Below are 23,618 nucleotides of genomic sequence, written 5' to 3' on the forward strand. Positions count from 1 at the left end.
ATCGCCTTATGCCGGGTTCAGATAATCATCCGCATTGATGGGCGCGCGGCTTGCCTCTGCGGCTTCGTAATACGGCATGGAACTGACGCCTGCCATATTGGCGATGACGCTGCCGGGGAAGATTTCGACTGAATTGTTCAGATCCGTGACGGCAGAGTTGTAGAAACGGCGGGCGGCGGTGATCTGCGCTTCGACTTCGCTCATGGTTTCCATGGCTTCTTCGATCGGCCCGTCACCCTTGAGATCAGGATAGTTTTCGATCTGTACCCGGAGCTGGCCCAGTTTCGAGCTGAGCTGCTCGGCAAAATTGAGGTGCTGTTTGACCTCTTCGCCATTGCCCCGGTCATAATCCTTGGTCACTTCCGAACGCAGAACGGTGATTTCGGTCAGGAGCTTTTCCTCGTGAGAGAGAAAACGCTGCGCGGCGCGCAGGAGGTTCGGGATCAGATCAGAGCGAAGTTGCAGATGGGCGTCGATAGAGCCCAAGGCTTCCTTCACCTTGTTCCGTCGTCCGATGATGCTGACATACCAGAAATAGGCGCCGGCTGCGATGATGACCAATACGGCGGGGACGATCAGTTCCATGGTTCTCTCCCGTGGCTCACAAGGTGGAGATTTGTCCTATCCCGCGCCGTCCTAATCAACAATGTACATGCGGGGGACAGCCTGCCCGCTGTTTATGGGGGTGCAACCACGAGTGAAGGCGATTCGAATAAATAACCAGAGGTTGTGCGTCATGAAAGCTTCCTCTACGTTGGCGTTCTGTGAGGAGCGGCATGAAGCGTCTTTATTCCTATCTGAAACGAGTGGTGCGGCTCTCCGTCCGGCAGGAGAAATGCGCGGCCTGTGAAGGGACGGGCAGGAACTTGCAGCTTTCCGCCCAGCTCATGCCGAACTCGGTGTGTACCAGATGCGAAGGCGATGGATGGGTCATGACAAGACGCCCGGAATATGGGCCATTGCCGGAGCCGAAAGCCGTTCGCCCCTTCAGGTCACCATCCTGACCTCGCAAGAGCACTCTTTGGTCTCGAACAAATAGCCTGACAAAGTAATGTGCGCTGACGGTTTGCGATGAAATGCGCCTGCACCGCGTAGGGGCATTGCATCTGCAGTCATGCGATGAGATTTGAAGAGGGGTTCTGGTAGCGCGGGGCGGAATTGAACCGCCGACCTCAGGGTTATGAATCCTGCGCTCTCACCAACTGAGCTACCGCGCCAGAAGGCGCGTCGTATGCCTTTCTCGTGCCCGGCTTGTCAATCATTTTGGCGCCTTAGATCAGATACAATTCGGGACGGATGAACCCCTTCGCTGACACGTGCCCGCGACACTCGCCTCCTAAATCGTTTTCATCGGCCGGACGCCCCGGCGACACGACCAAAGGATACCCGACATGATCAATTCACTGACCCTTCTGGCAAGCCTTGCAGCCCTTGGCGCCGGTGAGCCCGGCATGGCCAATAAAGGCCCGGTGACGCTTGAGACCCGGCTAGCTCAGGCTGGCGCCCAGTTCGAGAAAATGGACACCAATGGTGATGGTTTTCTGACCGAAGCAGACAAGCCCGAACGCCCGGACCATTTCGCCTCGCTTGATGCCGATGGCTCTGGCGCGATCGAGAAGGATGAGATGCTCGATCAGGCGCTCACCCGGTTTGATGAGCGTGACACCAATGCCAATGGCACGATCGATGAGGACGAAAAGCCCGACCGCAAGCGCCGCTTTGCACGCAAAGGCGGCGGGGAGCGCGGCGCCATGACCCGTGAAAAAGTCGAGGAAATGGTGTCAAAGCAGTTCGATCATCTTGATACGGACGGAAATGGCGCTGTCACTCAGGAAGAAATGGAGGCCGCTCGTGAGGCACGCAAAGGTATGAGAGAGGGCCGCCGGGGTGGCGAGCGCCGCGGTGGTCACCCGGATCTGAGCAAGATCGACACAAACGGTGATGGCAAGGTTTCAAAAGAGGAGCATCTTGCCGCAACCGAAGCGCGCTTTAAGAAATTGGATGCCAACGGCGACGGCACACTGACCGAAGAAGAGCGCCGTGCTGCCTATAAAGGCAAACGCGACCAGTAAGCTGGCTTTGGGATTGGGAAGAATTGAGCGGCCCCTCTTTGGAGGGGCCGTTTTTTTATTCCGTAGGCGCTGCTGCGGCGTCAGCCGGGCGATAAACGGCGTTGCCAAGCGCGCGGAAGATGTCCGCGATATCTGCGCGGGCTGATTTGGGCAGGTTCACTTCCTGCGCGATCGACTCCCCGCCATTGATCGAGGCGAGCATTCGCCATTGCTCTGACGGTTTTTCCAGAATGGCGCAGACGCGATCGGCGCGGGCGGCGGCGGCTGAATTCTTGCGTGCCGCATTGCGGATGAACCCGGCCGACAGGCCGTCTTCCTCGATCAGGACCGTCACGGCCTGACGCATGGCTTCTTCGTCGCCGGCATAGGGCGTAAGCCCGGCAAGGACGACGAACTCCTTGTCCGTCATTTCGCCCGACAGAACCCCTGTGCCGCAGGCGCAGGCGGATGTCCGGTCGATCCGGTCCTCAACCGCATTTGCGCACCAGGAGGTGAAGGTCGCGGTCGCCGCGGCCATGTCATCATCGCTGACCAGCTGGACGGAAGCGGCAAGGCCGACACTTGAGATCAAGGACAGGAACATGGGCGAATCTCCCCAGACAATTTCGCCTTAGCATTGTGGCATTCCTCTCGCGGAAGGGAAAGAGCGATCCCCTGTCTGAGCAGTATCGGGAAGGCGGGAAGAAGGGATGGCGACCCCGGTAGGATTCGAACCCACGACCGTCGGATTAGAAGTCCGGTGCTCTATCCAGCTGAGCTACGGGGCCACGCGCGGGGTGGCTCATACATGAGGCCGTGCGCAGGGTCCAAGGGATGTTGGGCTGCGTTCACAGAAAATCATGACCCGGGGCGGGGCAGAGTGAGGGCATCCGATTCTGTCATGGGGGCCCTGCCAGGCTGTTGTCGGGATGCAACAAGTCTCAGTAGTGTGATGGTCTGTGAGATATCCGGCAGATTTTAAATCATTGTATTAAAAGGAGATTTCAGCATTTTGCCTTGGTGTTTGTGCTCTTTGTGCCACAGCGGCGCGAGCAGGCGAGTTGAAAATTCCTCGCAGACCAGATATTGTCCATGACACCGGTATCAAAAATGACACCGGTTACTCAATAAGTAGGCGTGTCCAGATGCGCGCCAGGGAGGATGAAGATGACTGGGCAAGGGAAATTCGTGCGCCTACTTTTAGGTGCATCCGTTCTGACTATGGCGGGGGCTCTTCCGGCCACTGCACAAGATACGACCGACACACAGGCAGACGATGACGTCGTCGTCGTGACCGGCTTCCGCCAGTCACTGGCGGCCAGCCTTGATGTGAAGAAGGAAGAGACAGGTGTCGTCGACGCAATCGTCGCAGAAGACATCGCTGACTTCCCCGATTTGAACCTCGCAGAATCGCTGCAGCGCATTCCGGGTATCGCGATTGACCGTCAGGCTGGCGAAGGCCGCCGCGTCACGGTTCGTGGTCTTGGCGGTGACTTCACGCGTGTGCGGATCAACGGCATGGAAGCCTTGAGCACCACGGGTGGCTCTGACGCATCGGGCGGTACCAACCGTTCGCGTGCCTTTGACTTCAACACGTTTGCTGCTGAGCTTTTCAACCAGCTGGTCGTGCGCAAGACGCAGTCCGCTTCTGTTGAAGAAGGCTCGCTCGGCGCCAATGTCGAGCTGAAAACTGCACAGCCTTTTGATTACAGCACCGGCTGGACCGGCGCGGCTTCCGTACAAGGTCTTTATAACGACCTGATCGAAGAAACCTCGCCGCGTATGGCTGGTCTCGTTTCCTACACCAACCCGGACAAGACCTTTGGCTGGCTCGCTTCGATCGCCTACAGCGACCGGACGATCCGCGAAGAAGGTTTCTCGACCGTCCGCTTTGACGATCTGGGCACGTTCCGTTCGGTCAATGGCGAGGATTGCTCGGGCAACCCGACCGGCGGCGCTTGTGAAGAAGTGCGTAACTCCTATTACGCCCGGATCCCGCGCTATGGCCGTCTGGATTATGAGCAAGAGCGTCTCGGCCTGACCGGGTCGGTTCAGTTCGCGCCGTCCGACCAGACGACGATCTCGATCGACGGTCTTTATTCAGTCTTCGAAGGCTCGCGCGATGAGAACTTCATGGAAGTCTTCATCCGGTCGAACACGGACAATATCGACATCACCGATTATGTCGTCGATGGCGACGGTGTCCTGTCCTACTTCACTGGCGATGTTCAGGCTGACCTCTCCAACGGCATCATTCCGGTTCGCTCCGAGCGCCGGAAAGACAAGCTGAAAACCGAGTTCAACCAGCTGACCTTTAATGTGGAGCACGAGTTCAACGATGCATGGCGCGGCAATGTCTTCGCCGGTCATTCGAAGTCGGAATTCTCCATTCCTCAGCAGGCGACTGTTTTCTTCGATGCGGCAAGCCCGGTCGAAGGGTATATGCTCGACTTCCGCAACAACCTCGAAACGCCGCTGGTTGATTTCGGCAACTTCGATGTGACGTCACCGTCAAGCTATCTCTTCACCCAGTTCCGGAACCGTCCGCAGGGTGTCGATAACACCTTCGATACGTTCCAGGGCAATCTGTCATGGGATTACAGCGACAACGTCACGCTGCAAGCTGGTGTTTCCTGGAAGAAGTTCGAGTTCGCAACCGAAGAAGTTCGGGCTGAAGGCAGTGTCACGGATGTACCGGGCGTCTCTGCATTCATTCCGGTGACGGCTGATCTTGCTGATCAGATTTCCGGCTTCGGCAGCGGGCTTGATCTGCCTTCTGGTGTCGATACGTCCTGGCTGACGCCGGACTTTGATGCGGCTGCGGATCTTGTTGACCTCTTCAGCTTTGGCGGTGCGGTCCGTGAACAGGATACGCGCAGCGTCGAGGAAGAAGATACGGGTGCGTATGTTCAGGCTGTCTTCAACGGCATGTGGGGCGAAATGCCTGTCCGTGGTGACATCGGTGTTCGCTATGTCGAAACCGAGACGGCGGCAACCGGCTTCCTCAGCGGTGACCAAGTGACGGTCTCCCGGAAATATGATGACTGGCTGCCGGCTGTGAACCTCGTGTTCGAGCCGAAAGACGATTTCCTCATCCGTGGCGGTATCGCCAAGGTGATGGCACGTCCGTCGCTTGGCAACCTGACGCCGGGTGGTTCGATCGATACGTTCAACGGTCCGCCCTTTGGCATCAGCCAAGGCAACCCGGGTCTCGATCCGTTCCGGGCGACGACTTATGACGTGTCCTTCGAATATTACTTCGCTGAAGAATCCCTCTTCGCTGTGGGCCTCTTCTATAAGGACATCGACTCCTTCTTCACCAATGCTGATACGATCACGACGACTTTCAGCCAAACGGGTCTCCCGGATTCCGTGGCCGGTGCAACGTCACCGCTGGGTGAGCTGCTCGCCATGGGTCAGGACCCGGCCGTTGAGATCGATCAGGTCGTAAATGGTGACAGCGCGTCAGTGCAGGGGATGGAGATTGTCTATCAGCAACCCTTCACCTTCCTGCCTGTCGAAGGCTTCGGTTTTGTCGGGAACTACACCTTTGTGGACTCCGACGACATCATCGGCTTCTCGGAGAACTCATGGAACGCAACTCTCTATTATGAGAATGCACAGTTCCAGGCTCGCCTGACGGGTGCGTATCGGGATGAGTACCAGACGCGCCGGCCAAATGGCAGTGGACGGACTGAAGGACGGGAAGAGCGCGGTGTGGCTGACACATTCAACCTCGACTTTGCCAGCTCCTATGCGGTCAATGAATCGCTTGAGCTGACCTTCGAGGCGATCAACCTCACCGATGAGTTTGAGCACCAGACATTTGATACTCTGATGCTGCCGACACTTTACCACCACACGGGCCGGAACTTTATCTTCGGTGCACGTTACTCCTTCTAAGGAGTGAAACGCTTCCCTGTGCTTTTGGCCGGTCACCTCGGGATCGGCCAGGGCTAACCTGACGCGGCGCAGTTAAGTCTGTGCCGCGTCTTTTTTTATGTGAGCGAGATGATGCGGACACGGCGGGATTCCCTGAAGTTACTTGGTGCAACTCCTTTGGTGCTGGGAGGGTGCGCATCCTCCTTGCCAGAAGTCCTCGCGAACAAAGCGCGAGCGCCGATAAATGAAGGTCCCGATTGGGGGCAGACATTCGAAGGACAACGCCAGGCGGACAGGGGAGACGGAACATTCCTCAACCCGATCCTTGCAGGCGATCATCCAGATCCGTCGATCATCCGTGTGGGGGAGACTTATTATCTCACCTTTTCCAGCTTTGATGCCTATCCGGGATTGCTGATCTGGCAGTCAAAGGATCTCGTGAACTGGTCACCGCTTGGGCCTGCGCTGAAAGACTATATCGGATCGGTCTGGGCACCGGACCTCATCCATCATGACGGGCGTTTTTATATCTACATTCCGGCAAGAACGGCCGACTACAAATCAATTTATGTCATCACGGCTGATGATATAAACGGGCCGTGGTCCGAGCCTGTCGATCTTCATCTGCCGGATCACATCGATCCGGGACATATCGTCGGCGAGGACGGCAATCGCTATCTCTTTCTCTCCAATGGCGATCTCGTCCAGCTGGCCGATGATGGGCTTTCTACGGTTGGTGAAGTCAAGCATGTCTACGATCCTTGGCGGTACCCGGAGGATTGGGACGTCGAATGTTTCTGCCCTGAAGGGCCGAAAATGCTGCGGCGGGGTGAGTGGTTCTACATGCTGACAGCCGTTGGCGGCACGGCAGGCCCACCGACCGGGCATATGGTCATTGCTGCGCGGTCAAAATCCGTTTTCGGGCCGTGGGCGCATGCGCCGAATAATCCGCAGGTGCGCACAGCCTCGCGGGCGGAAGCCTGGTGGTCGCGGGGGCACGCAACCCTGATCGAAGGGCCGCAGGCAGATGATTGGTGGCTCATTTATCACGGCTATGAACGCGAATTCTGGACACTCGGGCGGCAATGCCTGCTCGAACCTGTCAAATGGCGGGACGATGGATGGTTTGAAGCATTGGGCGCTGATCTCTCAAAGCCGCTGCCCATGCCGAAAGGCGGAGAGGCGATCCAGCATGGCCTGCCGCTATCGGATGATTTCTCCGCGCCTGACCTTAAACCTCAATGGGCGTTTTATAATCCGGGGGCCGCTGAATATGACCGCTTGCAGATCGGCAGCGGGGAGTTGTCCCTTGCCGCAAAAGGGGCTGAGCCCCGTGACAGCTCGCCGCTCTGTTTTGTCACAGGCGATCGGCATTACTCCGTAGAAGTCGAGATCGAGCGTGACCCGTCCGCACGTGGCGGCCTGCTTCTTTTCTATAATGACGGGCTATATTGCGGGCTTGGATTTGATGAAGCGGGGCTCGTCATGCATCGCTATGGGCAGGAGCGTCGCCGGCAGGATATCGCGCCGGGCACAACGCGGCTTTTCCTGAAAGTGACGAACCGGGAGCATATCGTCACTTTCCATTTCAGTCTGGATGGCGAGACGTGGACGAAGTTCGATGTCCAGATGGAAGTCTCAGGCTATCATCATAATGTCGGTTATGACTTCCTCAGCCTGCGACCTGCCATCTATGCCGCCAAAGAGGGCGCCGTGCGGTTCCGCAATCTCGTTTATCGCGGGCAGTACGACCTCGTGTGAGGAGGGAGCGTTAGTGCTCCCATTCCTCTTCGAGGAATTCAGCCGCTTCACCATCCCACAGGACTTCGCGCTTGCCGCCATCGGCATCGAAGAATTCATAGACGATGCGGCCATCCGTCTGCGTGCTTTCAATCGTGCGCGTGACGGCAAAATCAGGCGCCATCTCTTTTAGCGCGGCGAGGACCGGTGCGGGCGCAGTCTTCGCATCGATGTCCCGCTGGATCTCGACAACTTCCCAGCCGTCATCGGTCTGCATGATGTCGAGTTCCCATTCATGACCGGCAGAATCTTCGCCTTCGAGGTCATAATAGACGACGCCATTGCGCGTTTCGCGCTCAGCTTCTGTGAAGGTGACATCGGGCCGGACGGATTTCGCCACGTCGATCACCGCTTCGGGGACGTCGCTCATCTCAACATCGGCCTTGTCCGGGTTGAGGGCGAAAAGGGAGAGGCTGGCAAGAAGGATAGACATGAGAATCACTCCGCTGCGTGCTGATGAATGCCGTTATCTTCGAAGGCGCATCGAATCGAAACGCCGGTCACAAAGCGGATCTCGGCATGTTGACCCGCATGAACCTGATGAACGCCTGTGACGGCGCCGGTGGAAATGAGCATGCCTTTCTTCAGCGGACGGCCACGAGCCGCCGCATTCGAAAGGGCATAGCGCAAGGATTCGATTGGGCCGCCCGGCATGCCGGCGGCGTTGGCTGCGCCAATCTTCTCGCCATCGACATAGGTTTCGCATTCCCAGTAATCGGGCGGCATATCGAGCAGTGTCCGGATTTCCGGCCCTTTGATGAGGCCGTAATTGTTCCCAAAATCCGTGATCGTCACGAGCGGCCCGTGATCATTGATCGCGGGGAAGGGGCTTGAGGCGATCTCGATGCCTGCACACACCCGCGCGGCTATGTCGCGGGCCTCGCTGAGGCTCCATTCTGTTTTGTCCGCAGGCGCGTCTTCGGCGATCTCGAGGATGAATTCGCCTTCGACGGCTGCAAATCCAGCGCCGTAAATGCCTGCCTGGACGACATCATCCGTACCCGGCTTGATCAGCTGCGAGAAGATCGGGCCGATAAGACGGTCCGCACCCAACTGGCCAGCAAATGGCTCGGGAATACGGCCAACTTTCCAGCCGGCGATCTCGTCGGGCCATTGATTGATCGCGGCATCCTGCGCGGCATAGGCGTCGGTCAGATCCGGCGGGAACGGGCCAGGATAGGTCGGCAGCGTTCCCGAAGATGCGCGCGCTTCAATAAATGCCTCGGCTGTCGCTTTGGGAGAGAATTCCTCCGGGGCCTTTGTCATTACGTTCTCCTTGCGCGGCTCTCCGCCGTGGACAGTAGCGGAAACCGGTGTCATTATCCAGTCAAACATGACAACACCGCAGGGATTTCCCAAGCGGTAAATGGGAGTGAAATCTAATGAAACTGCCTTTCGGCCGGTCTATTTCCTCATTTTTTCTGGCAAGTTCGATGCTCTTTCTGCCTGCGTGCAGCGAAGGTCACAGCACTCAGGCGGCTGACGCGGTTGAACTGGCTTTCCCCGGGGCGATGGGCTGGGCGGCTGACACTGTCGGGGGCCGTGGCGGTGAGATTCTCAAGGTCACCAATCTGAATTCAGACGGTCCGGGCTCGCTTCGCGCAGCGCTGTCGGCGGAAGGGCCGCGCATCGTTGTTTTTGAGGTTGGCGGCGTGATCGACCTTGAAGGCGATAATATCCGGATCAACCAGCCCAACCTGACGATTGCCGGTCAGACCGCGCCGTCACCTGGGATCACGATCATCAAGGGTGGGCTGATCATCTCAACCAATGATGTCATTGTCCGCCATCTGCGAATCCGGCCCGGCGATCTGGGTGAAGCGCCGCGCAGCGGACGCGATATCGACGCGATCACGACATCGAGCGCCTATAATGTCATCGTCGATCATAACTCCCTGACCTGGGCGACCGATGAAAACCTCTCCGCTTCCGGTCCGCGCTTTACAGGTGAGACCCCGGATGAATGGCGCGATGGCGCCTCCCACAGGATCAGTTTCACCAATAATATCATCGCCGAAGGCTTGGCGAACTCAACTCATGCGAAGGGGGAGCACTCCAAAGGCTCTCTTATTCATGACAATACGTCCGACATTCTGATCGCGCGTAATCTTTATGCGCATAATTATGAGCGCAGCCCGCTCTTCAAAGGCGGCGTTCGCGGCGCCATCGTCAACAATTTCATCTTCAACCCTGGCCAGCGGGCGATTCATTATAATCTGCAGGCGCTGGAATGGGGCGATGCGGAATATCAGACAGGCGAGATGGATGTTGTCGGCAACGTCCTTCGCGGGGGGCATGACACAATGCCCGGCCTTCCTCTCGTCATGATTGGCGGCAATGGATCGGCCAAACTCTATGCGGCGAAGAATATCGCGGTCGATCTTTACGGAAATCCGCTGCCGAAACTCGGTCGTTACACGACGGATAGCTCGGGGTTGATCGAGATCGCATCCCCCAATGGCGGCATTCCAAATCTTGAAGGGCTCGAGCCTGAAGAAGTTGAGCGTCATGTCTTGAGCCATGCTGGGGCCCGGCCATGGGACCGTGATGGCCACGATGTGCGGGTGCTCGCCGATGCTGCCGAAGGACGCGGCAAGATCATTGACAGTCAGGAAGAGGTCGGCGGTTATCCGGAAGTCGAGATGACGCGCAAACCCTTCGATCCGGCATTGTGGGATCTCAATACGATGGAGCCGCTCGATCCGGCGACGCTCGACGATGGGGAGTCGGCACGAGGTACTTGAACCATCGCAGGAATTTGGTGAGGAAGATCCGCTATGCGTAATGATGCGGCCATCACCGGATGTGCGGGGGCTTGATGCCAAATGGAACAGAAAAACCGGGTCTGACCCGCAGCGTAGAGGGCAAAGTCACGATTAATGACATTGCCCGTCTCGCCAATGTTTCAAAGAAGACGGTCTCTCGCGTCATCAACAATTCCCCGCTGGTGCGTGAAGATACTCGCCGGCGGGTTCAGGCTGTCATCAAACGGTCCGGCTTTACGCCCGATCCACGTGCGCGGGCACTTGCCTTTCGGCGATCATTCCTCGTCGGGATGATCTACGATAACCCCAGCCCCCAATATGTCGTGAACATGCAGCGCGGCATTCTCGATGCGCTTGAGGACACAGGGCATTTGCTGGTGCTGCAGCCTTGTGACCGTTCAAATCCTGATCTTCTCGATCAGATCCGGGCATTCGTCCGTGAGCAGAAACCCAAAGGCGTCATCCTGACCCCCTCCATCTCCGAAGATGAGGAAGTGGCAGAAATCCTGCGGCAGGAAGACTGCCCTTATGTGCGGATCGCGTCTGTTGCGGTCGATGACAGCGATAAGCTGGTGCGTACCCATGACCATGATGGCGGACGCGAAGCCGCACGCCATCTTGCAAGCCTTGGCCATACGCGGATCGCCCATGTTCATGGTCCTGAACTTTTCCGGTCGGCGCATGAGCGGCGCCGGGGTTTTGAAGAGGGGCTGGCGGAATTCGGGCTGACGCTTTTGCCCGAGCTGACGCGGGAAGGGGCCTACACCTTCGATACAGGTGTCGAATGCGCAAGGGAGCTTTTGTCGCTCGATAATCCGCCAACGGCCATTTTCCTCGGCAATGATGAAATGGCGGTAGGGGCCTATCACGCGGCAAGGGCGCAGGGCCTTCGTATTCCGGAAGATATTTCTGTCGTCGGCTATGATGATACGCCGATGGCTTCGCGTGTCTGGCCCTTGATGACGACAGTGAGGATTGCGATCCGCGATCTTGGCGGGGAGGCGACGCGCCTTCTACTTGGCGGGCGCGAATATGCCGATGCCAAGGGGGAGGTCGACTTCTCCCCGGAGCTTATCGTGCGCGCGTCAACGCGGTCTCTCAATGGGGCTGCTTAAAAGCAGCAAACTTCCCCGCCTTGTAAGTTTTGCTCTGTTGAAGCGCAGGGTCGGGGGTGTTATGACACCGGTTACCAAGCTGGTTCAAAACCACCACAAGAATGCCAACCAGGCTGCGGAACTCACGCAATAGACAGGAATATCCCATGAAGGTCGCGCTCATCATTGAAAACAGTCAGGCTGCCAAAAGCAGCATCGTTCACGAGGCGCTGACCTCTGTGGTGGAGCCGCTCGGCCACTCCGTCTTCCATTACGGCATGTATGGCCCGGAAGATGATGCGTCGCTGACCTATATCATGAACGGTCTTCTCGCGGGCATCCTGATCAATTCAAAAGCGGCCGATTTCGTCGTGACGGGATGCGGTACGGGCATGGGCTCCATGCTCGCCTGCAACACCATGCCGAATGTTGTTTGCGGCCTTGTGATTGACCCCACCGATGCTTTCCTCTTTGGGCAGATCAATGACGGCAATGCGATCTCCATGCCTTACGCCAAGGGGTTTGGTTGGGCTGCGGAGCTTAATCTGCAGGACTGCTACCGCAAGCTCTTCGAGGTCGAGCGCGGCGTCGGTTACCCCAAGGAGCGGGCTGCGATCATGGCCAAGAACCGCGGTATTTTCAGTGAAATGAAGGCTGCCGCGACGAAAGACATGCTGACGGTGTTGCAGTCTGTTGATCAGGATATCCTCAAAGCCGCCATCGCTGGCGAGCGGTTCGAGGAGTACTTCTTCTCCAATGCCAAGGATGAAGCGATCATGGACTATGTCAAAGGCGTGCTCTCAGCCTGATCAAGGCCTGACCTAAAACGACCGATAAAATAAATACCGGAGGAACCATCAGATGAGTTTCAATCCCTTCAACCTTGAGGGCAAGATTGCCGTCGTGACCGGTGCGAATACGGGGATCGGTCAGGGGCTCGCGGTCGGACTGGCAGAAGCCGGGGCCGATATCGTCGCCGTCGGACGATCGGCGCCGACCGAGACACAAAAGCTCGTCGAAGAGGCGGGGCGCCGGTTTGCTTTTGTAGAAGCTGATCTGGGGCAGGCGGACAAGGCGGGCAGTGTTGCTGAGGCGGCATCTGCGCCCTTCGGTACACCGTCCGTGCTCGTCAATAATGCCGGTACGATCATGCGCAATGATGCGCTCGATTTTACCGAAGAGGAATGGGACACGGTCATGGACGTGAACCTCAAAAGCCTCTTCTTCCTTTGTCAGGCCTTCGCCCGCAAATGGGTGGAGGCAGGCACCGGCGGCAAGATCATCAATATTGCCTCCATGCTGTCCTATCAGGGCGGTATCCGCGTTGCATCGTATACGGCGAGTAAAAGCGGCGTGATGGGTCTGACCCGTCTTCTCGCCAATGAATGGGCAACAAAAGGCATCAATGTGAATGCCATTGCGCCCGGCTATATTGCGACCAACAACACCGCGGCGCTTCGTGCGGATGAAAAGCGCAATTCGGAAATTCTCGGGCGCATTCCGGCGGGCCGCTGGGGGGCACCCAGCGATCTGGCCGGGGCGGCGGTTTTCCTCTCGTCGAGCGCATCTGACTATGTGCACGGAACAACTGTGCCCGTTGATGGCGGCTGGCTGGCCCGCTGATGACAAACGCAAAAGGGCAATCACGCCGTGATGTGATGGTCGGGGCCGGGGCAGTTTCTCTTCTCGGGCTTTCGGGTGGTTTGGCGCAAGCCGCAAGTCAGGATCCCGTGCTGCGCACGGCTCATGGTCCCGTCCGGGGGCTGAAGGATGGGCCGATCCATGTCTTCAAGGGCGTGCGCTATGGCGCGGACACAGGCCCGCGCCGGTTCCAGAAACCGGTGGCACCAGCTTCATGGAAAGAGGTGAGGGACGCCACGTCCTATGGCGCCGCTTCTCCTCAACGCGGGGATCGGCAGTGGGATGAGGACTGTCTATTCCTCAATGTCTGGACACCCGGTATCCGCGATGGCGCCAAGCGGCCCATCATGGTCTATTTTCATGGCGGCGCTTATAATTCCGGGTCCGGATCAGCTGAGCTTTATGACGGACGGCGCCTTGCGGAGACGCATGATGTCATCGTCATCACGGTCAATCACCGCCTCAATGCGTTCGGCTATCTCTATCTACCTTTCCTGACGGGCGGGCAGTTTGCCGATTCCGGCAATGCCGGCATGTGGGATCTCATCCTTGCGCTCAAATGGGTGAAGGCGAATGCCGCCGCCATGGGCGGGGATGCCTCGCGCGTCATGGTCTTTGGCCAGTCGGGCGGCGGCGCGAAAATCGCCACCCTGATGGCGGCGCCGGATGCAAAGGGACTGTTTCATTCAGGCGCGACGATGAGCGGCCAGCAGGTCACGGCCTCGGGTCCGCTCAACGCAACAGAACGGGCGCGGGCATTTCTGGCCGAAGCCGGGCTTGATCCGTCGGATACGGAAGGGTTGCTCAACGCCCCCGCCGAACGTCTCGTTGAGGCGCTGTCGGTTTCAGACCCCATCAATCCGGCACTGGGTCTTTACATGGGCCCGGTCCTCGATGGGCGGATGCTGACCCGCCACCCCTTCTGGCCGGATGCGCCGGCCCAGTCGGCTAATATCCCGATGATCCTTGGTAACACGAAAGATGAGACGCGAAATCTCATCGGCCGCCGGGAGCCGGACAGTTTCTCTCTGTCCTGGGAAGATGTCCCGGTGCGGCTTGCCCGGCATATGCGGGTCGATATCAATCCCGAGACGGTGGTTGCGACCTATCGGGAGGCTTACCCCGATTATTCGCCCTCAGACGTCTTTTTTGCGGCGACGACTGCGGGGCGGTCATGGCGCGGACAAGTTGACGAAGCGGATGTGCGCGGCTCGGCCGAGCATCCGACATGGGTCTACCAGATGGATTTGCCGTCACCCGATGATGGCGGCAAATGGGGCGCACCGCACACGATCGATATCGCCCATGCCTTTGGCAATCTTGATGCGCCGGGATCGATCACCGGCACGGGGCCTGCGGCTCGCCGGGTGTCAGATGAGCTGAGCACGGCGTTCGTCAATCTGGCGCGTAATGGCAATCCGAACCATGACGGTCTGCCCCAATGGGGCCAGTACCGGTTGTCCGAACGGGCGACCATGGTCTTCGGAGAGACGACGCGCCTCGTTGATGACCCGCGAAAGGTCGAGCGGGAGCTCTTTGCCCGCGTGCCGTTCATTCAGTGGGGCACCTGACCCGAAATTCTGGCTTCATAGGTGTAAGGCGGCAGAGCGGTGGAATCATCTTGCACATTTGATGACACCGGTTACCATACGGGAAATACTAAGAAAAACGGGCGTTCGGCCCGATGTTCAGGAGAGGAAAAGATGCCGGGGCATCATGGCGTCGCCCGAGGAGGCGGCATTTCGATCAATGCTGGCACAGCGTCATGACGGGCGGTTTCACGCTTGATCGCCGGATGCTGATGGTCGGTGGCGGTGCGGCATTGCTCGCCGCCTGCGAGGCGCGGCCGACAAATATTCTGCGCTCAAATGATACGCACCCATACGGTTATCCCACAGTCGAGGCGGTTGAAGAGTTGGGGCGCCAGCTTTCGCGCCTGACAGACGGACGCTTGAGTGTGAAGGTCTATGCGGGCGGTCAGCTCGGATCGGAGCGGGACACGCTTGAGATCACGACCTTTGGCGGTCTCGACATGAACCGCGTCAATCTCGCGCCGCTCAATTCCATCGAGAAGATGACCATCGTGCCGTCTTTGCCCTTCCTGTTCCGGTCGCAGGAACACCTACGGCAAGCGATGGACGGCGCGCCCGGCGAGGTGATCCTTAACTCCCTTGAACCGCACGGGCTGATCGGGCTTTGTTTTTATGACTCAGGGGCCCGGTCATTCTACAACACCAAACAGCCCATCAATTCGCCCGATGACATGAAGGGCATGAAGATACGGGTACAGAATTCCGATCTTTATGTGTCGATGATCCGGGCACTCGGCGCGGATGCCACGCCAATGTCACTTGGTGAGGTGTACCAATCATTGGTTCAGGGCGTCATCGATGGCGCAGAGAATAACTGGCCGTCCTATGACAGTGGCCGCCATTATGAGGCGGCGCCATATTACAGCCTGACGGGGCACGTCATGGCCCCGGAAATCCTTGTGATGTCGGTTGCGCGCTGGGAAGCGCTAAAGCCTTCAGACCGCGAAGCGGTACGGGAAGCGGCGCGGCTGTCGGTCCCCTATATGCGCGAGCGCTGGGACAAAAGGGTGTCAGCTTCGCGGGTGAAACTCCTCGCAGAAGGCGTTCAGGCCAATGAAATCCCGGATCTTGCGCCCTTCGTTGAGGCCATGCGCCCGGTCTGGAACCAGTTCCTGACGACCGAGGATCAGCGCCAGCTTGTCACGCAGATCGAGGAGATGGCCCCATGACGGACCGTAGCCTGATTGAAAGCCTGAGCGTGGTGACACGCCGCGGCGCGGATCTTCTGCTCGCCATCGGGGCGGCCGGGCTGATCCTGATGACAGCGATTGTCGGTTGGCAGGTCTTTGGCCGCTATGTGCTCAATTCGAGCCCTTCATGGTCGGAGCAGGCGGCCCTCACTTTGATGATCTGGTATGTCTCTTTTGGGGCTGCCGCCGGTGTGCGCGAGGGCTTTCACATCCGTATCGTCGCCTTTGAGGCCGCGCTCGGGCCGGTCCGTGCTCGCTATATGCGGATTTTCTCCGACACGGTCGTCGGTGTCTGCGGCCTTTGTATGCTGATCGGCGGGTCCATTCTGGTCTCAAAGACCTGGAGCCATGTCATCCCCTCGCTCGGCATCCCGCGCGGGCTTGCCTATCTCGGCCTGCCGATCGCCGGTGCCCTGATCATTTTATTCGCCCTTGAACGTGTTCTCGAGACCCTGGCCAAACGCCATCTCGAAGATGAGGAGGATCCAAGATGGAGCTGACCCTTCTGGTCCTCAGCCTGCTGGTCTTACTGGCCGCAGGCGTGCCTGTCGCCTTTTCGCTGCTTAGTGCCGCGCTCCTCACTTTCTGGGCGCTCGGCATCCCGATGGTCGCTGTGTTCCAGCGGGTCGCTGCGGGGATGAGCGTCTTTACACTGATGGCAATTCCTTTCTTCATCTTTGCCGGTGATCTCATGTACCGCTCGGGCATTGCGGGGCGCCTTGTGCAGCTTGCCGAAGCCACGCTTGGCCGCCCGCGCGGCGGGCTGGGGCTCGTGAACGTTGGCGCGTCGACCATGTTCGGCGCGGTCTCCGGGTCTGCCATCGCCAGTGCCTCGGCCATGGGCTCAACGCTCATGCCCCTGATGAAAGAGAAGGGCTATGACGGCGACTATGCCGTCAACGTCACCGTGACGGCGGCGGTTGTCGGCCTGCTGATCCCGCCATCGCACAACATGATCATCTATGCGGCCTCGACCGGAACGGGCGTCTCCATCGGCTCACTCTTCCTTGCCGGGATCGTTCCCGGCCTGATCACCGCGCTCATGCTGATGGTTGTGGCCTATCTGGTCGCGGTCAAGCGCGGCTATCCCAAAGGGCATTTCCCGGGATGGCGCGCCTTTGCAAGGGCAACTGTCTATGCCGTGCCCGGCCTTTTGTCGGCCGTCATCATCATGGGCGGGATTTTGAGCGGCATCTTCACGGCCACGGAATCATCCGCCATCGCCGTTATCTATACGATGCTGATTGCGGCCTTCGTTTACCGAAGCCTCGGGTTCAAGGGGATCTACCAGTCCGCGCTGCAATCGGTGAAGATCACGGCCATGGTTCTCCTCATCATCGGGGCGGCGACGGCGTTCGGCTATGCGCTCGCGATCCTCGAAGGCCCGCAAAAGCTCGCGGCCCTCATTACCTCGATCAGTAATGAGCCGATTATCATTTTCCTGATCGTCAATATTATCCTGTTGGTGCTGGGCACCTTCATGGACATGTCGCCCCTGATCGTGATCACAACGCCCATCCTTCTGCCCGTCGTGGCGGAGGCAGGGATGGACCCAGTTCATTTTGGGATCGTCATGATGCTGAATTTAGGCATCGGGCTCGTCACCCCGCCTGTGGGGTCGGTCCTGTTCGTCGGCTCGGCCGTGGGCAAGATCGCCGTCGAGCAGGCGGTGAAATCGATCTGGCCTTTCTATCTTGCGCTGATCTGTGCGCTCATCATCATCACCTATTTCCCGGCAGTGTCGTTGAGCCTGCCCAATGCCTTTGCGAATTAAGAGAGAGGCGGCAGAAAGATGGATCGTCGAGAGCTGCTGAAATCAGGTTTGCTGGGCGTGCCGGCACTGGGCGCGCTGACGGCTTGCGGGGGCAGCCAGCCTTCTTCTTCTTCTGATGATACGTCCCTCATCGTTGATGTTGATCGGCAGCCGGATGAAACGGTTGCCTTGTGGCCGGATGTCCCGCCGGGCGGTGTGCCCGCTGGGCTCGAAGAGCATTATGTTGAGCGGGAGAACAAGTTCGGTCTGCCGGACCGCGCAGCCCATGACGTCACCCGGCCTGCCTTGAGCATTTTCAAACCGGAAAACCCGACGGGCGAAGCGCTGCTCCTCATTCCCGGTGGCGGCTACCGCTATGTCGTTGTCGAGAAGGAAGGCTGGGAAGGCGCTAGATATTTCAACCGCCGGGGGATCACCTGTTACGTGATGACCTATCGGTTGCCGCATCAAGGTTGGGCCGCAGGTTCTGACGCGCCGCTGCAGGATGCCCAGCGCGCCATGCGGGTCATTCGTGCTCGTGCGCAGACGGACAATATCGATCCTGCCCGCGTGGCGGCGATGGGCTTTTCGGCGGGCGGGCATGTTGCGGGCTCGCTCGGCCTCAAATTCGATGCTGATGTTTATCAGCCAGTCGACGACGCGGATCGCTTGTCCGCACGGCCTGACCGGCTTGCCATGATCTATCCTGTGGTGACGATGCGGGCACCCGCCGCGCATGAAGGATCACGCATTCATCTGATTGGCGAGGCGCCGGCGGAGGAGCTCTATCGCGCTTACTCGCTTGATGAGCAGGCGAGGGGAGATGCGCCGCCAACTTTCTTCCTGCACAGCTCGGATGATCTTTCCGTGCCGGTCGCCAATTCGGTCGGGCTATATTCTGCGCTCAACGCGGCGGGTGTGCCCGCAGCGATGCATGTCTTCACCCACGGGGGGCATGGCTTTGGGGTGCGCGGGCTCGAGAACACACCGCAGGCCGTCTGGCCGCAGCTTGTCCTCGACTGGTGGCGAAAGGCGTGAGCCTGCTCAGTGCGTCCAGGGCAGACGGCGGCGATAGGCGAAATTGTCGGAATAGGCCTTGAGCACGCGCGGCGCTTCTTCGCGGTCCATCACCTGATAGGGAATCTTGTGTTCCTTGGCGTAGGCGATCGCTTCTTCTTTGGTGTCAAAGCGCATGCGGACTTCGCTGGCGAGCATGTCCGAGGAAGACGTCCAGCCCATCAGCGGGTCTGTCGTTCGGGGCGCGGCCCCTTCGAATTCGAGCGTCCACTGGGTGGTCTTTGCCTTGCCTGACTGCATGGCCGTCTTCGATGGACGGTAGATCCGGGCGAGCATATTCGACCTTTCTTCCTTCAATCTGACCGGCGGCATGGTCGGGGCGGCAGGATTCGAACCTGCGACCCTCTGTTCCCAAAACAGATGCGCTACCAGGCTGCGCTACGCCCCGACGGCACGTCCAGTCAGTTTTCCCGGCAAGCGCCGGGCCCTCCCACTATCGCCGTTGAGCTGAGGCGTCAAAAGGTATTCGTCTTATTCCTTGCCCCAGCCCGCAAAAAAGGCCGCTCCCCGGGGACAGCGGCCTTCATCAATGCATCAGGAGATGCGCGTCACCTTGGCGAGATCAATCGAGACTGAAGTCATAGGTGAAGCGAACGCCAATCGTCCGGGGTGCCGCGACATGCGTGGCAAAGGTGCGGACATTGGCGCCGGCGATCGTCTGGTTATAGAGCGAGTTGCCGATGACGCCGGTCTCGGCATATTCGTCGAACAGGTTGTTCACGAACAATGAGCCCTTCCAGCTGCCCGCGTCATAGACGACCGAGCCATTGGCGATGCCGTAGCTGTCGAGCGTCAAGCTGCCGCCCCTGCCGCCGGTTGTTGTCAGGATATCGTCCTGCCACGCATAGCCGAAATTGTAGGTCAGCGTGTTGTCGAGGAAGGGCTGCTCATAGCTTGCAAAGAAGGAGAACTGGTTCTCCGGCGAGCCTGGCAGTCTGTCGCCTTTCTCACCGTCAAAGAAGGCCGTGCCAAAACCCGGAGGCGTGATCGAGCGGACAAGATCCGGCACCGGCGCGGTCAGTTCGGTTTCCACATGGCTGAAGGAGCCACGCAGATTGAGGGCCGGGATCGGCCGCCATGCCGCGGAAATCTCCGCGCCACGAGACTCAGCGCCATCGGCATTGACCGTGATCGGAAGAGAGGCGTTGACCGTCGCCGAGGACACCTGTGGATCGGTCCATTCGATGTAATAGACCGCGCCGTTCAGGGTCAGCGTATTGTCGAGAAGCTGGGATTTGACGCCAATCTCATAGTTCGTGGTCTGGTCGGGGCCGAATTGAGTTTCATCCCGGTCAGAGATGTCATTCGCACCCGGACCAAAAGCCTGACCCGGTAGTAGGGCGCAGGCGCCCTGCATGACAGGGGCCATCGGGTCGAAATCGTCACAAGTGGCGATCCCGTTCGACGCGCCGATCCGGTAGCCTTCACTGACGGTCGCATAGACCAGCAGATCGCTGTTCACCTCGTAAGAAGCATTGAACTTGAACAAGGTGCCGTCATCAGACTGGTTCGGAGACGTATCAATATTCTTGATCTGATCAACTGTCAGCGCAACGAAGCCGGGGTCAAAGAGCGGGAAGTCGACCGCATCATAGGTCTCCAGCTCATAATCATAGGTCCGTCCGCCTGCGGTCAGTGTCAGCCGCTCGAAAAGCTCAAGCGAGACCTCGCCGAAGAACGCGGTTTCTTCGAGATAGGAGTGGAACTGCGAGAAATATTCGAGATCATCCGGGCGGTCGAACCCGGCGAAATCCGCATAGCCCGGCGTATATTCCGCAGAGAAATTAGCCGTTTCAAGCTCGTTATAGAACCCGCCGATGATCCAGCTGAACGGCCCATCATGCTTTGAAACAAGACGGACTTCCTGGTTGATCCGTTCTTCGAGGCCTTTCTCCCGCGTGAAGGCGGTGAAGGTCGGGAAGCTCTCATAGGAATATTCAAGCGTGATCAGAAGGTCCGTCTGGTCGCGCTGGCCGTCATCCTCAAATCGGCTGTAGCCGGTCGCAGAGGTCAGCTCGGCAAACCCAAGATCGGCGATCACTTCAAGAGCGATCAGCTCGTTCTGGATCTGGTTCGGTTCCTCGACGCGTTTTGCGGATTCATATTTCCCGGCCGGGACGGTCGAACGGGCGCTGGAGATCTGGCGGCCGCCAATATCCGTCCGCTGGAAATAGTAAGTGAGCGTCGCATCGATCGCGTCAATCGGCTGCCAGCGCGCAGCGATACGGCCCGAATAGGTCTCTTCGCTGTTCACGTCTTCCTGAGGCGAAAGGTTGGCCGCGACATCGGCCGGGTCAGAGAAATCCGGGTCCGGGTTGGAGACACCGGGTTCAAGCACGACAAACGGATAATCGATGAAGCCTGAATCATTGCGGAAGTCGAAAGAGCCCCGGATGGCAAAATTGTCTGCAACGACGGTGTTGAAGGTAAAACCAACATCCGTACTCAGATCGTCAGCTTCTTCATACTGATAAAGCTCCGACCGGACAGAGAGGGTGCTCGCCTCGAAATCGGGCTTTTTCGGAATGTAGCGGATCGCGCCGCCGAGTGTACCGGCACCGTAAAGCGTGCCCTGCGGCCCGAGCAAGACTTCGACACGCTCAAGGTCATTGAGTTTGAGGTCGATATAGACCGGGATTTCGCCAAGATAGGTCGCAACCGTGCCGCCACCATCATTATTGCCATCACCGGAGCCCAGCGCGTCGGCGTTCAGGCCGCGAACGATGATCGGGTTGCCCTGACGGCCGCCGCGATCGACGACATTGATGCCCGGCACATAGGCGAGGACGTCAGAGAGCTCGTCGAAACCCTGTTCTTCAATCTGCGCGCCGCCGATCGCGGCAATGTTGATCGGGACATCCTGCACAGTTTCCGCCCGACGGGTCGCCGTCACGACGATGACGTCATCATCGCCATCAGTCTGCGCATATGCCGTTGGTGCCGCCATGGCGACGGCGATGGCGCCAGCACTGACTGATTTCAGAAATAGGTTGGTCTTCATGTTCTGCCTCATCTTTTTGGACATAAATAACGACAGGACGGTCTTTGCTGTGCCCAAAAACTCTAATACCTGCTGCAACGCACAATAGCAGGACGGCTACACAAAGCTGTCACATTAGTGACACAGCTGGACGCTTCCTCCTCAATTGGCTGGGATAAGCGGATGATGACCGTAGACAATTTACATCAGCGCCAACTCGAGGAGGCCGCTCGCCTGCTTGAGGCGAAGGATTACCAGGCCGCGCATGCGGTCTGCATCGAGGTGCTGACAGCAGATCCTGCCAATAGTGAGGCCTATCACCTGCTCGGGATCCTGACGGCCGAGCATGGAAATCATCAAAAAGCCTGCGAGATATTCGACCGGGCGCTGGCAGAGGATTCGGCCAGAGCAGACACGCTGGCGCACAAGGCTCGCAGCCTGATCGCCCTTAATCACAAGGAAGAGGCGGTTCGGCATGCTGAGCTGGCCGCCGCCGCCGCGCCGGAAGACGCGCTGACGCTCGATACGATCGGGGTCGTCTTCAGCCGGGCGGGGCTGCACGACCGGGCTGTCAGCTTTTATGAGCGGGCTGTCTCATTGAGCGCGGACACGCCGAACCTTCATTATAATCTTGGCGCGGCGCTCCAGTTCATTGGCCGGATGGACGAGGCCAGAGCCGCCTATCGGCAGGCCGTCGCTCTTGATCCTGATGATGCGCGGGCGTTGACGGCAGCAGTACAGATCACCCGTCAGTCGAAGGAGGCAAATGACCTCGCGGCGCTTGAGGCGGCTTTTGCGCGGCTGAAAGAGGATGCCGACGCGGCGCTGCATCTGGGACACGCTCTTGCCAAAGCCCATGAGGATATGGGGGAGCCGGAGAAAGCGCTTCAGTGGCTGACACGCGGCAAGGCCCGCAAGAAACAATCGCTGGACTATGATCCGGCCACGGATCAGAAGTTGTTCGATGCGGCCTGCCGGACGGCTGGGTTCGCTTCAGTCCAAGGAGAGGAGAGCGCCGAGCCGATATTCATCACAGGTATGCCGCGGACTGGCACGACGCTGGTCGAACGCATTCTGTCGAGCCATTCTGAAGTTCAGTCGGCAGGGGAGCTGACCGATTTTGCTCTTTGCCTGAAACGGATGACGGGGACCCCATCGCCTTATGTACTTGATCCTGAAACGCTGAGCGCGGCCGAAGGCATTGATGCGGATGCATTGGGTGCGGCCTATATGCAAAGCGTTCAGTCGACGCAAAAGATCGGCGGGCGGTTCATCGACAAGATGCCGCTCAATATCTTCTTTGCCCCCCTAATCCTGAGGGCCTTGCCCAATGCCCGCGTTATCTGCCTGCGGCGTCATCCGGCGGATACGGTCCTCAGCAATTACCGGCAGCTTTTTGCGACCGGGTTTTCATATTACAATTACGCCTATGATCTGACGCATACGGCGCAATATTATGCAGGCTTTGATCGGATGGTCCGGCATTTTGCAGAGAACCTGCCTACGGACCGGTTCTGCGAAGTGCATTATGAGCAGGTTGTTGAGGATATCGATAGTGAGGCGCGGCGCTTGCTCGATTTCTGCGGCCTCGATTTTGAACCGGGCTGCATCGATTTTCACAAGAACGCCTCGCCTGTCGCGACGGCGAGTTCCGCGCAGGTTCGCCAGCCGCTTTACAGGACATCGCTCGACCGGTGGCGGCGCTACCTGCCCGGCATTGATGAGGCACTTAAAGTGCTGATCGATGAAGGCTGTCTGCCCGCCGACGCTCTGGAATAGCCAGAACATCGGCT

20 protein-coding genes and 3 tRNA genes are annotated in these 23,618 nt (G+C 58.6%); 14 read left to right on the forward strand and 9 right to left on the reverse strand.

Features of this window, described 5'->3' with window-relative positions; translation table 11 throughout:
- Positions 1-6: 6 nt before the first annotated feature.
- Positions 7-585, reverse strand: a complete 579-nt coding sequence (locus tag DX908_RS12305; protein ID WP_116392608.1) for a LemA family protein — start codon at positions 583-585, stop codon at positions 7-9.
- Positions 586-776: 191 nt separating this feature from the next.
- Between DX908_RS12305 and DX908_RS16185 the strand changes: the two genes are divergently transcribed.
- Entirely contained in the window at positions 777-1,004 is a 228-nt protein-coding gene (locus tag DX908_RS16185) for a hypothetical protein (protein ID WP_147303793.1), read from the forward strand.
- A gap of 136 nt (positions 1,005-1,140) precedes the next feature.
- Here DX908_RS16185 and DX908_RS12310 read toward each other — a convergent pair.
- Positions 1,141-1,217, reverse strand: a tRNA-Met gene (locus DX908_RS12310).
- A gap of 174 nt (positions 1,218-1,391) precedes the next feature.
- On the opposite strand from DX908_RS12310, the gene DX908_RS12315 reads away from it, so the two are divergent.
- Complete coding sequence (locus tag DX908_RS12315) at positions 1,392-2,072, forward strand: EF-hand domain-containing protein (RefSeq protein ID WP_116392609.1); 681 nt, start codon at positions 1,392-1,394, stop codon at positions 2,070-2,072.
- A 55-nt stretch (positions 2,073-2,127) separates the two neighbouring features.
- On the opposite strand, the gene DX908_RS12320 is transcribed toward DX908_RS12315, so the two are convergent.
- Both DX908_RS12320 and DX908_RS12325 read right to left on the reverse strand, forming a co-directional pair.
- The gene (locus DX908_RS12320) at positions 2,128-2,655 is read right to left on the reverse strand and encodes a hypothetical protein (protein WP_116392610.1); all 528 of its coding nucleotides are present in this window, start codon (positions 2,653-2,655) and stop codon (positions 2,128-2,130) included.
- A 107-nt stretch (positions 2,656-2,762) separates the two neighbouring features.
- Positions 2,763-2,839 (reverse strand) — tRNA-Arg (locus tag DX908_RS12325).
- A 379-nt stretch (positions 2,840-3,218) separates the two neighbouring features.
- On the opposite strand from DX908_RS12325, the gene DX908_RS12330 reads away from it, so the two are divergent.
- Positions 3,219-5,954 carry a TonB-dependent receptor gene (locus DX908_RS12330; protein WP_116392611.1) on the forward strand — a complete coding sequence of 912 codons (2,736 nt, stop codon included), beginning with the start codon at positions 3,219-3,221 and terminating at the stop codon, positions 5,952-5,954.
- Positions 5,955-6,065: 111 nt separating this feature from the next.
- The gene (locus DX908_RS12335; protein WP_116392612.1) at positions 6,066-7,694 is read left to right on the forward strand and encodes a family 43 glycosylhydrolase; all 1,629 of its coding nucleotides are present in this window, start codon (positions 6,066-6,068) and stop codon (positions 7,692-7,694) included.
- Positions 7,695-7,704: 10 nt separating this feature from the next.
- On the opposite strand, the gene DX908_RS12340 is transcribed toward DX908_RS12335, so the two are convergent.
- Positions 7,705-8,166: a hypothetical protein gene (locus DX908_RS12340; RefSeq protein ID WP_116392613.1), complete on the reverse strand. Its 462-nt coding sequence runs from the start codon at positions 8,164-8,166 to the stop codon at positions 7,705-7,707.
- Positions 8,167-8,171: 5 nt separating this feature from the next.
- Entirely contained in the window at positions 8,172-8,999 is an 828-nt protein-coding gene (locus DX908_RS12345; protein WP_116392614.1) for a 2-keto-4-pentenoate hydratase, read from the reverse strand.
- Between the two features lie 116 nt (positions 9,000-9,115).
- Here DX908_RS12345 and DX908_RS12350 point away from each other — a divergent pair, with 116 nt between their 5' ends.
- From DX908_RS12350 to DX908_RS12390, 9 genes are all read left to right on the forward strand, one after another.
- Positions 9,116-10,477 (forward strand): pectate lyase family protein, encoded by a 1,362-nt coding sequence (locus DX908_RS12350; RefSeq protein WP_116392615.1) that lies wholly within the window; start codon positions 9,116-9,118, stop codon positions 10,475-10,477.
- Between the two features lie 74 nt (positions 10,478-10,551).
- Positions 10,552-11,613: a LacI family DNA-binding transcriptional regulator gene (locus tag DX908_RS12355; RefSeq protein ID WP_116393100.1), complete on the forward strand. Its 1,062-nt coding sequence runs from the start codon at positions 10,552-10,554 to the stop codon at positions 11,611-11,613.
- A gap of 146 nt (positions 11,614-11,759) precedes the next feature.
- Positions 11,760-12,401, forward strand: coding sequence for an RpiB/LacA/LacB family sugar-phosphate isomerase (locus tag DX908_RS12360; protein WP_116392616.1), 642 nt, complete (start codon positions 11,760-11,762; stop codon positions 12,399-12,401).
- Between the two features lie 52 nt (positions 12,402-12,453).
- The gene (gene kduD / locus DX908_RS12365) at positions 12,454-13,215 is read left to right on the forward strand and encodes a 2-dehydro-3-deoxy-D-gluconate 5-dehydrogenase KduD (protein WP_116392617.1); all 762 of its coding nucleotides are present in this window, start codon (positions 12,454-12,456) and stop codon (positions 13,213-13,215) included.
- Positions 13,215-14,804, forward strand: a complete 1,590-nt coding sequence (locus DX908_RS12370) for a carboxylesterase/lipase family protein (RefSeq protein ID WP_116392618.1) — start codon at positions 13,215-13,217, stop codon at positions 14,802-14,804. The genes kduD and DX908_RS12370 overlap by 1 nt, the downstream gene beginning before the upstream one ends.
- A gap of 194 nt (positions 14,805-14,998) precedes the next feature.
- On the forward strand, positions 14,999-15,994 hold the full coding sequence (locus tag DX908_RS12375; protein ID WP_116392619.1) for a TRAP transporter substrate-binding protein: 996 nt from the start codon (positions 14,999-15,001) through the stop codon (positions 15,992-15,994).
- Complete coding sequence (locus DX908_RS12380) at positions 15,991-16,515, forward strand: TRAP transporter small permease (RefSeq protein ID WP_116392620.1); 525 nt, start codon at positions 15,991-15,993, stop codon at positions 16,513-16,515. The genes DX908_RS12375 and DX908_RS12380 overlap by 4 nt, the downstream gene beginning before the upstream one ends.
- Complete coding sequence (locus DX908_RS12385) at positions 16,506-17,789, forward strand: TRAP transporter large permease (protein ID WP_116392621.1); 1,284 nt, start codon at positions 16,506-16,508, stop codon at positions 17,787-17,789. The genes DX908_RS12380 and DX908_RS12385 overlap by 10 nt, the downstream gene beginning before the upstream one ends.
- Positions 17,790-17,807: 18 nt before the next feature.
- The gene (locus DX908_RS12390; protein WP_116392622.1) at positions 17,808-18,806 is read left to right on the forward strand and encodes an alpha/beta hydrolase; all 999 of its coding nucleotides are present in this window, start codon (positions 17,808-17,810) and stop codon (positions 18,804-18,806) included.
- A 6-nt stretch (positions 18,807-18,812) separates the two neighbouring features.
- On the opposite strand, the gene DX908_RS12395 is transcribed toward DX908_RS12390, so the two are convergent.
- The 3 genes from DX908_RS12395 to DX908_RS12405 form a co-directional block, all read right to left on the reverse strand.
- A complete protein-coding gene (locus DX908_RS12395; RefSeq protein WP_158548739.1) occupies positions 18,813-19,121 on the reverse strand; it encodes an ETC complex I subunit in 309 nt (102 codons plus the stop codon).
- Between the two features lie 35 nt (positions 19,122-19,156).
- Positions 19,157-19,233, reverse strand: a tRNA-Pro gene (locus tag DX908_RS12400).
- Between the two features lie 174 nt (positions 19,234-19,407).
- Complete coding sequence (locus DX908_RS12405) at positions 19,408-21,846, reverse strand: TonB-dependent receptor (protein WP_199564703.1); 2,439 nt, start codon at positions 21,844-21,846, stop codon at positions 19,408-19,410.
- A gap of 162 nt (positions 21,847-22,008) precedes the next feature.
- On the opposite strand from DX908_RS12405, the gene DX908_RS12410 reads away from it, so the two are divergent.
- On the forward strand, positions 22,009-23,604 hold the full coding sequence (locus DX908_RS12410) for a tetratricopeptide repeat-containing sulfotransferase family protein (protein WP_147303794.1): 1,596 nt from the start codon (positions 22,009-22,011) through the stop codon (positions 23,602-23,604).
- Positions 23,605-23,618: the final 14 nt, after the last annotated feature.

Source organism: Parvularcula marina (assembly GCF_003399445.1).
Lineage (GTDB): Bacteria > Pseudomonadota > Alphaproteobacteria > Caulobacterales > Parvularculaceae > Parvularcula > Parvularcula marina.